Origin of the sequence: Mucilaginibacter sp., from assembly GCF_039207105.1 — a bacterium.
Classification (GTDB): Bacteria; Bacteroidota; Bacteroidia; order Sphingobacteriales; family Sphingobacteriaceae; genus Mucilaginibacter.
The window spans coordinates 1-9,361 of record NZ_JBCECK010000179.1 but is presented as its reverse complement, the minus strand read 5'-3'; the positions used below and the strand labels follow the sequence as shown (position 1 = coordinate 9,361).

General features: G+C 41.3%; 7 protein-coding genes and 1 tRNA gene. 3 read left to right on the top strand and 5 right to left on the bottom strand.

The features are described from left to right. Positions 1 to 38 precede the first annotated feature (38 nt). Together AAGC65_RS22725 and AAGC65_RS22720 are read right to left on the bottom strand one after the other, a co-directional pair. Positions 39 to 111: transfer RNA gene (locus AAGC65_RS22725), tRNA-Gly, on the bottom strand. Positions 112 to 179: 68 nt separating this feature from the next. Beyond that, positions 180 to 662, bottom strand: coding sequence for a regulatory protein RecX (locus tag AAGC65_RS22720; protein ID WP_343114760.1), 483 nt, complete (start codon positions 660 to 662; stop codon positions 180 to 182). Positions 663 to 721: 59 nt separating this feature from the next. Here AAGC65_RS22720 and AAGC65_RS22715 point away from each other — a divergent pair, with 59 nt between their 5' ends. Continuing rightward, on the top strand, positions 722 to 3,184 hold the full coding sequence (locus AAGC65_RS22715; protein WP_343114759.1) for a bifunctional UDP-N-acetylmuramoyl-tripeptide:D-alanyl-D-alanine ligase/alanine racemase: 2,463 nt from the start codon (positions 722 to 724) through the stop codon (positions 3,182 to 3,184). Between the two features lie 715 nt (positions 3,185 to 3,899). Beyond that, the gene (locus AAGC65_RS22710; protein WP_343114758.1) at positions 3,900 to 4,496 is read left to right on the top strand and encodes a DUF502 domain-containing protein; all 597 of its coding nucleotides are present in this window, start codon (positions 3,900 to 3,902) and stop codon (positions 4,494 to 4,496) included. Here the strand turns inward: AAGC65_RS22710 and AAGC65_RS22705 are convergent. Continuing rightward, the gene (locus AAGC65_RS22705) at positions 4,477 to 5,739 is read right to left on the bottom strand and encodes a TCR/Tet family MFS transporter (RefSeq protein WP_343114757.1); all 1,263 of its coding nucleotides are present in this window, start codon (positions 5,737 to 5,739) and stop codon (positions 4,477 to 4,479) included. The genes AAGC65_RS22710 and AAGC65_RS22705 overlap by 20 nt on opposite strands. 166 nt (positions 5,740 to 5,905) lie before the next feature. Here AAGC65_RS22705 and AAGC65_RS22700 point away from each other — a divergent pair, with 166 nt between their 5' ends. Next, a complete protein-coding gene (locus tag AAGC65_RS22700) occupies positions 5,906 to 7,132 on the top strand; it encodes a TlpA disulfide reductase family protein (protein ID WP_343114756.1) in 1,227 nt (408 codons plus the stop codon). A 4-nt stretch (positions 7,133 to 7,136) separates the two neighbouring features. Here AAGC65_RS22700 and AAGC65_RS22695 read toward each other — a convergent pair whose 3' ends face one another. Both AAGC65_RS22695 and AAGC65_RS22690 read right to left on the bottom strand, forming a co-directional pair. Further along, positions 7,137 to 8,420, bottom strand: a complete 1,284-nt coding sequence (locus tag AAGC65_RS22695) for a BamA/TamA family outer membrane protein (RefSeq protein ID WP_343114755.1) — start codon at positions 8,418 to 8,420, stop codon at positions 7,137 to 7,139. A 240-nt stretch (positions 8,421 to 8,660) separates the two neighbouring features. Further along, on the bottom strand, positions 8,661 to 9,361 hold a 701-nt coding region (locus AAGC65_RS22690; RefSeq protein WP_343114754.1), incomplete at its 5' end, for a TIGR00730 family Rossman fold protein.

The following is a 9,361-nucleotide window of genomic DNA, read 5'->3' as shown; positions in this document are numbered from 1 at the left end:
TTAAAAATAAAGCCCTTCTTTTTGAAGGAAGGGCTTTGAGCGAAAGACGAGATTCGAACTCGCGACCCCGACCTTGGCAAGGTCGTGCTCTACCAACTGAGCTACTTTCGCGTTGGGAGTGCAAATATAGGCAGAAAAGCATATTCTGCAAGTAGAAAATTTAATTTTTTTAAAGTTTTTTATAACTCGCTGTTTTTCAGAATATCAGCAATCAAGTCGGTCTCATATCCGCGGCCCATCGCGTATTGTTGCAACTTATAGCGGCGTTTAATCGCGTTTTTTTCAGTTAAGGTAGCCGCTTTTTTCTCCAGTATTTTGGTTAGTGCGACTGCATAGTCGTCAATATCAATGGTTTGCAAGGCTTTTTTTATCAGTACATCGGGCACCTTTTTTAACTTAAGGCCCTGTTTTATTTTTATTTTACCCCAGGCTTTTTGTGAAAACTTACCTTTGGTATAGGCCTTTGCAAATCGGTCCTCATTTAAAAAATTACCCTCAATAAGCTGGCTTATAATCTGTTCCACGGCATCGGGCCACAAGCCCCAGTCGTACAACTTATCACGTACTTCCTGTTGCGAACGTTCCTGGTAAGCGCAAAAATGCTCGGCCTTAGTCTGAGCTACCCTGGGGTCGGTTATCTTTATTGTTTTTGGGCTGTCCATCAATGTCAAAATTCGTTAAAAATTATGCTATTGTTAGATAATATAAGCAAATTCGTAACATGCATAGCAATCAATACGTCATAACCGAGGTAAAGGAGATCATTAAGGCAGAAGGCAACATCGTAAAAGAAAGCACCATAAGCACCCTGTTAACCGACAGCCGCAGAATTAATAACGCTGCCGAGGGACTATTTTTTGCCTTGAGTGCCAGACGTAACGGACACGAGTTTATTGCCGAAGCCTACGCTGCCGGTGTGCGTAATTTTGTGGTAAAACATGGCCCCGAGTTTAACCTGCCCGGCGCTAATTTTTTGCTGGTTGATGATCCTTTGGTTGCTTTGCAAACCCTGGCTGCCTATCATCGTTGCCAGTTTAAGCTACAGGTAATAGGTGTAACAGGCAGTAATGGCAAAACCATTGTAAAAGAATGGCTCTACCAGTTATTAGCTGCCGATAAAAACATTGTGCGCAATCCTAAAAGCTATAACTCGCAAATAGGTGTGCCATTATCTGTTTGGCAAATAAACAGCCGTAACAATCTGGGTATTTTTGAGGCGGGTATATCTACCATTAATGAAATGGATAAACTACAGGCTATTATTAAGCCGCAGATCGGGATATTAACCCATATTGGCCCGGCACATGATGAAGGCTTTGCCAACAGGAAACAAAAGGTGCTGGAAAAACTGCAACTTTTTAAAAATAGCAAGCTGCTTATATATAATTACGACCAGCTGCTCGACTATAAAAAAGATATTCCGGTGAAGGAAACCTTTACCTGGAGCCGCAAGTTTAAGGTGGCCGATCTGTACGTGTTCAGCGAGACGGTGATCTCCAAAAAATATTACCTGCGGGCTTATTATCAGAAAAAAGAGATAGAATGCCTTATACCATTTTCTGATCTGGCATCTGTTGAAAATGCCATTACCTGCTGGGCCACTATGTTGGCTATGGGATATACCCCGGCCGAAGCCGACAAACGCATTGAACGCCTGGTGCCAGTAAGCATGCGCCTGGAGCTTAAGAACGGAGTGAACAATTGCTCTGTTATTGATGATTCCTACAATTCCGATCTGCAATCGCTGGAGATAGCGCTCAACTTTTTGGGGCAGCAAAATCAGCATCAGAAAAAAACATTAATTTTGTCAGATATATTACAGTCTGGGCTGCAACTTGACGTATTATACTGCCAGGTTGCCAACCTGATCGGTACTCAACGCATTGATAAGTTTATTGGTGTAGGTGAAGCGCTTATTGGTAACCAAACCTGTTTTAATTTGCCCGAGCAACACTTTTTTAAAGATACGCCAGCCTTGCTGCAACAGTTAAAAGCGCTTAACTTTAAAGAAGAAACCATCCTGATCAAAGGTTCAAGGCGTTTTGAATTTGAGCGTATCAGCAATGCGCTTACCCAAAAAGCTCATGAAACTATTTTAGAAATTAACCTGAACGCTCTGCTTAACAACCTGAACTATTACAGGTCGAAATTGAAGCTGGGCGTTAAGGTAATGGCAATGGTTAAGGCTTTTTCGTACGGGAGCGGCACTTTTGAAGTAGCCAATATGCTGCAATACAACAAGGTTGATTACCTGGCAGTAGCTTATATTGATGAAGGAGTAGCCCTGCGTCAATCGGGTATTAACCTGCCCATTATGGTACTTAACCCCGAGGCTTCTGCATTTGATAAGCTGGTTGAACATAAGCTTGAACCCGTAATTTATAGCTTTGGATTGCTGGATGATTTTGTGATTTATACGCAAGATCGTGCCATACAAAGCTACCCTGTACACCTGAAAATTGACACAGGTATGCATCGCCTCGGTTTTGAAAACCTGGACGTTGAAACCCTGTGCGATATGCTGGAGCAAAATCGGTATATACGCGTTCAGTCGGTATTTTCGCATCTGGTAGCAAGCGAGGCTGTGCAGCACGATGAGTTTACGAAGAAACAGATCAAACGCTTTGAAAAGGCTTTTAAAGAGATAGAGAAAACACTGGGCTACAAAGTGATCAAACACCTGTGCAATACCTCGGGCATTACGCGCTGGCCATCGGCACATTATGATATGGTGCGGCTGGGGATTGGGTTATACGGCGTAGATTCGGCAGTACCTGCATCGGATAATGCTTTGAAACCCATTGCCAGTTTAAAAACAAGTGTTGCCCAGGTCAGGAAAGTAGGGGCAGGCGATACGATCAGTTATAGCCGCAGCGGAAGCTTGCAGAAAGATGGCAAAATAGCGACTGTGCGCATTGGTTATGCCGATGGTTACCTGCGTGCCTTTGGTAACGGTACGGGTAAAATGATGGTGAAAGGAACGCTCGTGCCAACCGTGGGCAACATTACAATGGACATGTGTATGCTGGATGTAAGCGGCCTTGATGTAAGCGAGGGCGATGAAGTAATTGTATTTGATGAAAACTACCGTATTGAGGAACTGGCCAGGCAGATAGGAACCATTCCGTATGAAATTTTAACTAATGTTTCGCAGCGGGTAAAGCGGGTATATTTTTATGAATAGCTGATTTTAATTGGTGGCTCAAATTTTTTGAACAAGATGAACAAATCTTTTTGCTTATGAATTTGCCTTATTAATAAGTACTTAAATTGAAAAATAGCAGTGTAACTAACTGAGATATTTCACACTATTCGTATAAGTTGAAAGCTTTTTTAAACTTATTATGCAGTTATAAGTTATTTTTACGATGATAAATGTAAGGGGTTATATTTATCGTTTAATTGCCCCGGCTTGTTTTAATTAATAAGTCGGGGTTTTTTCATAACATAACCTTAGGCTTAAGCGGTTCGTATACTGTACTGTCAATTTTGTTGGTTTTAATAAATTCTCCGGGTGTGCTTTATCCTGGAGAATTTATTTGATGTATGCTATAATTAAACGATAAAGTAAATATAACCCTGCCCCCGGTTGCTGTAAGTCTCCGGGGTTTCTTATTTGTAAAAAAATTAAACAACTTAAATAGTTTTATTGCGTATAAGAACTTGAAGAGCTTTATATAAAGAAGTTGGGTGAACAAGGTGTTAGGGTGAGAGCTAACACCTTTTGTTTTTATATAACTTTGAATTCAAAAGTTCAGTAGTTTCTAAATGAGCATCTCTTCTCCCATGTAGTATAAATTTTGTTCTTTTGTTGCATCCGTCAAGTTATCAGGATGGATATAAGGATTTTAAAAAATTAGATTACCTGATACTAACTACTTGATATTAAATTTGCATCTATGAACAGAATTGCGGGAGCCTTATTAAGATATTTTGTAAAAGGGATGATCGTAGTTGTGCCCATTGGCGCCGCGTTTTTCATAGTTTACTGGGCAGTATCCACTATTGATAAGGCGCTTAACCTAAGCGCTGATCTGTGGGTAGATAAGGCAGGTAAACCCATTTATATTCCAGGTTTGGGTATTTTGAACGTGGTTGTTGTAATTATGATAGCCGGTATACTGGTTACCAATGTAGTTACCGACCCCATTAAACGCTGGTTTAACCGTTGGCTCAATCGCTTGCCGCTTATTAAATTCCTGTATTCATCCATTAAAGATCTGACAGAAGCTTTTGTAGGGGAGGAAAAGAAATTTAACGAACCTGTTTTGGTAGAGGTAAATGAATTTGGGCTTAAAAAGATAGGCTTTATAGTACAAAAAGACCTGGCTGTTTTAAATTTACCGGGAGAGGTTGCAGTATATTTCCCCTATTCTTATTCCTTTGCCGGGCAGGTTGCCATTATACATTCAAGCAAAATAAAACACATCGAAAAAAGTGCTGCCGATATGATGAAATTCGTGATATCTGGCGGGGTTAGCGGATTGGATCATTGATCTCTACCAGTTTCGCCGTTTCCTTCACTTTCTTAAAGCTCCTGATAGCCAAAAGCGCGCTGATGAGCATTAACAGCGCCCCCAATATATAGGGTGCACCAGGAAAGTACATGTTGGTATTGCGGTGGGTGAACAAATGAAATATCGAACTCATGAGCAAGGGCCCAATAATTACAGCCAGGCTTGTCAGGCCGGTTAGTGAGCCCTGTAATTCGCCTTGTTCCCTTGGCGATACGGTACCGGTAATAAGCCCCTGCAAAGCCGGGCCAGAGATACCACCAAGACAGTAGGGAATCATATAAACATACATCATCCAACCCTGGCTGGCAAAAGCGATTAGTGTTAAGCCCAGCGCATAAAAGAGCAGGCCCGCTGTGATATTTTTTTCCTGCCCAAACTTGGGTATGGTAAGCCTGATGAGGCCGCCTTGTATGGCTACCAATACCACACCTATAAAAATACCCAGAGCACCGATGCTGCGGAGTGTCCAGTTAAATTTTTCAATCAGATAAAATGACATTACATATTCTACTGCTTTTTGAGCTACATAAACGAGTGAAAATGCGCCTATCAATCCTTTAAGGGCAGGATATTTGCCCAGGCTGCGTAACGAGCTTATCGGGTTTGATTTTTTCCATTCAAACCGGCGGCGATTTCTGGGTTTTAATGATTCGGGCAATACAAAGTAACCGTAAAGCGCGTTTAGCAAAGCAAAACCCGCGGCAGCCATAAAGGGTAGTTTAATATTAATATCGCCCAGGTAAGCCCCCATACCAATACCTAATATAAAACCCAATCCGGATGCCGCACCTACCAACCCGAAATTGGCAGCCCTATTTTTACCGGTACTTACATCGGCAATATAAGCTGTGGCGGTAGAGTTGCTGGCACCCGTAAACCCAGCTATGGCCCGGCCCACAAAAAGCCAGCCTATGGTAGGGGCAAAAGCCATAAAAAGATAATCGATACCAAAACCTAACAGCGATGAAAGTAATATAGGGCGACGACCATACCTATCGCTCAGGTTACCCAATACCGGCGAAAACACAAACTGCATACTGGCATAAGTAAAAGTTAAATAGCCGTTATATTGAGTAGCGGTGCTGATATCAACATGGCCCAGAGTTTCCAGCAGTTTGGGCATTACAGGGATAATAATGCCAAGCCCCAATACGTCGATAAACAGCGTTATGAATATAAAACCCAGCGCAGCCGAGTGCTTTTTTTTAGGTTGATCGGTCATTAAAGAATAAAGTGAAAAACAAGGTAAAAGTTTTAAAGATATGAAGTTGTATTAATGTTTATTACCGACGATAAAATTTATTATATAACTGATAATTTATGATCAAAATAATACCAGTATCATATATATTAGCAATTAATAATAAATATTATTGCCACTACCTATCATGAGGAAATTAGTAACGATCTGTTTTTTATTCATCTTTTTTATTTTTCGGGTCAATGCCCAAACTACCAGCAATAGCGGTTATGTTATTAATGGCACCATAACGGGTATAGATTCAGGAGTTGTGCGTATGCTTGCAGGAAACAGAAGTGTTATAGATAGCGCTATCATCGTTAATGGCAAATTTGCGTTCAAAGGAAAAGTAGATTTTCCTGAGAGAAGGGCTTTTATGATTATGCCGGGTAACTGGTCGTTCAGAGGGTTTGTAGAGGATACGGTTATCGCATTTAATATAGATACAGCGGATGCCATGCATCAGTATTCTAATAAGATAGATTACCCTATTATGTGGCAGATTAAAGAAACAGGCTCTGAACTGGCTGATACTTATACTCAATATGAAAATGAAACAGGGATGACCGATTACTATTCCCTTATCAGAAGGTTAAAGACAGCTAAAAAAGATTCTTTAGTTTATATTAAAAATGAATTAGATACGATTCGTATGCAAGGGCCCGGAAAGCAAAAATTATGGATTGAAAAATACATCGGTCAAAATCCCAGCTCCCTTGCCGGGGTTTACATATTTAATGAATATTGTAACTCACAAGCTGATATTTCCGAGGTTTATATGCGTACGATGATGAACCAATTTTCAGGAGCGGCAAAGGAATCTCCTTATTATGAAGCGTTAAACAAGAAATTACCAACACTGAAGAACAAAGTGACTGGTAATATGGCATCTGATTTTACTTTGCAAAAAAGAGATAAAAGCAAATTTACACTTTCCTCGGCCCGTGGATCCGTTATCATGCTTGATTTTTGGGCAAGCTGGTGCGTGCCTTGTAGAAAAGGTATTCCGTATTGGAAGAAAGTGTACGCGAAATATCATCAAAAAGGCTTTGATATAGTGAGCATATCTGACGATAGAGGTTGGAATGATTGGATAAAAGCGCTTGATCAGGAAAAAATGCCCTGGACGCAGGTTATTGACGAATTTCCTTCGAAAGGCTTACCAGCAAGAGTTGGAGTATTGTATGCAGTGAGGTCAATGCCTTTTTTTGTATTACTGGATAGAAATGGAAAAGTGATCATTGCCTCTGACGATGAGCATGCTGTTACAAAAAAATTAGCAGAAATATTTCCAGATCGCGCTTTAACTACCAAAATCCGAACAGCTTTGCCTGAAGTTCCGCGGCCCAGGGGAAAATCGGTTAGTAAATCCTGATTTCTTAAAAAGCTTCATTCAAGCCAAGGAAAAATCCTCGGGCCCCGTATCTGCCGAAGGCGTAATCCAGACATAAATTGGTGCGTGTGGCTTTGTTGAACAGCACACGCAATCCCGCGCCATAGCCTGGTTGCCATACTTCAAACAATTTTGTTCCGGTTTCGTCATTAGAGGTCTGAAGGTTAAAAAAGGTAACACCGCTTAAAAACTTGTTGCGGAGTATCGGGAAGCGGTATTCTACTTCTGAGTAATCAAACTTGGTGCCTTTAAAGTAACCTGTTGTATATCCACGACCGCTGCGGAAACTTCCATCTTTTGCGGTTCCCGGCAGTTCAAGGTAAGGCACGTTACCGCTAATTAGGTACGAACCCCAGTTCCAGAAAGCGATTACATGCTCGGGATGGTCTTCAGATAGGCTAAAGTACTTCCTAAAGTCGGTAGTGAATTGCATGGCGTTTTTACTGCTGCCTATCCAGCTTTGATTTATCCGGATGCCGGCATCTACATAAATTCCTTTATAGGCGCGGTTCTGATTATCGCGTGTAGTGTACTGCAGGTTAAACAAGAATCCGTTTGCACTGTAGCTGCTTTGGCTAAAGCCATGACGGTCGTTATATATGCTGTACGGCGTTGGGCCTACTGATTTAGTATCTTCTATGCTTTTTCTGACATCAAATGACATACCCGCTCCCAGGAAAAGGTTTTTATCTATTTCCTTATATACTTTTTCCCTGATGTTAAAATATACGGAATGCAGTGCCCGTCCTTTACGCTCGGGGTTAGTTAGTATATGGTCATCTGTACTCACGTCAGATCCGCGGCCAATACCTAAGCCAAAATCGGGCGTAACGGTTTTGGCAACCACCAGATTACCCTGAAAGTTATATTTATTGCCGGGAGTATAAACGTTATGGTTTACATAAAAATAAATAATCCCCTTTGTAGTAATGGAAGCCGATGTTGCAGCTACCGACAGGAGAGTGTTAGGGTCATCGCCCAGTTTTTTACCCGCCACCGCCTTGATACCAATTTGTGATCCGATACTTGGGTTAGATGCAACATTGGGTATGACGGTAATTCCTGATGATTTTTTTTGAACCGAGTCTGGCTTTTTATGCGGACGGAAAATATCATTGTACAAATTGCCAACGTCGTACTGTTTAGACAGGTTATCGGCTTTTGCGGCAGCCGCTGCCTGTTTCTGTTTTATACGTAACGAATCGGCCTTTACCGAGTCGGTAGGCGTTTGCACCTGGCTAAAAGCATTGTAATGCAGGCTTATAAGCAAGGGTAATATTAAAATCTTTAGTAAAAAGAACTTTCTTTGTTTTGAGGTATGATGCGCTTTCAGGATGATAACTATTTAATTTTCAATTTATTTAATTGCTTATTTGTGATAATGTTATTTTGAATTTAAACCACATAAGCCCTGAAATGTTTTATTGATTGGATTGCAGCTATCCACTAATTTTCAGAAAGCAAAAATGCCACCCCCAAAAAAGAGGTGGCATTTTGATAAAATGAATGATTAAAAATTCGGTTTCAGCACATACTTGTTGTAGAAACGGGTAATGTGCTCAACGGCCTCTTCGGCGGTATCAACTACGCGGTAAAGGTTCAGATCGTCGGGGTTGATGTTGTGCTGTTCGGCCAGCATTTTTTCTTCAACCCAGCTAAACAAGCCTTTCCAGTATTCCACACCCACAAATATGATGGGGAAACGGGCGATTTTACCGGTTTGTATCAGCGTAATGGCCTCAAACGATTCGTCCATAGTGCCAAAACCACCAGGCAGAATGATAAAGCCCTGAGAGTACTTCATGAACATCACCTTACGGATAAAGAAGTAATCAAACTCCATGATCTTATCCCTGTCAATGTACTTGTTATGGAACTGCTCAAAAGGCAACTCAATATTTAAACCTACCGATTTACCGCCAGCTTCGTAAGCGCCTTTATTGGCTGCTTCCATAATGCCGGGGCCACCGCCTGATATTACACCATAGCCATGCTCGGTTAGCAGTCGAGCCGTATTTTCGGCCAGTTGATAGTATTTATTATCGTTATGGGTACGTGCCGATCCGAATATGGATACACAGGGGCCAATTTTTGCCAGTTTCTCAAAACCATCTACAAACTCGGCCATTATTTTGAATATCTGCCAGGAGTCGGTTACCTTAATTTCCTGCCAGTTTTTATTTTCAAACGCTTGTCTTATTTTTTCTTCGC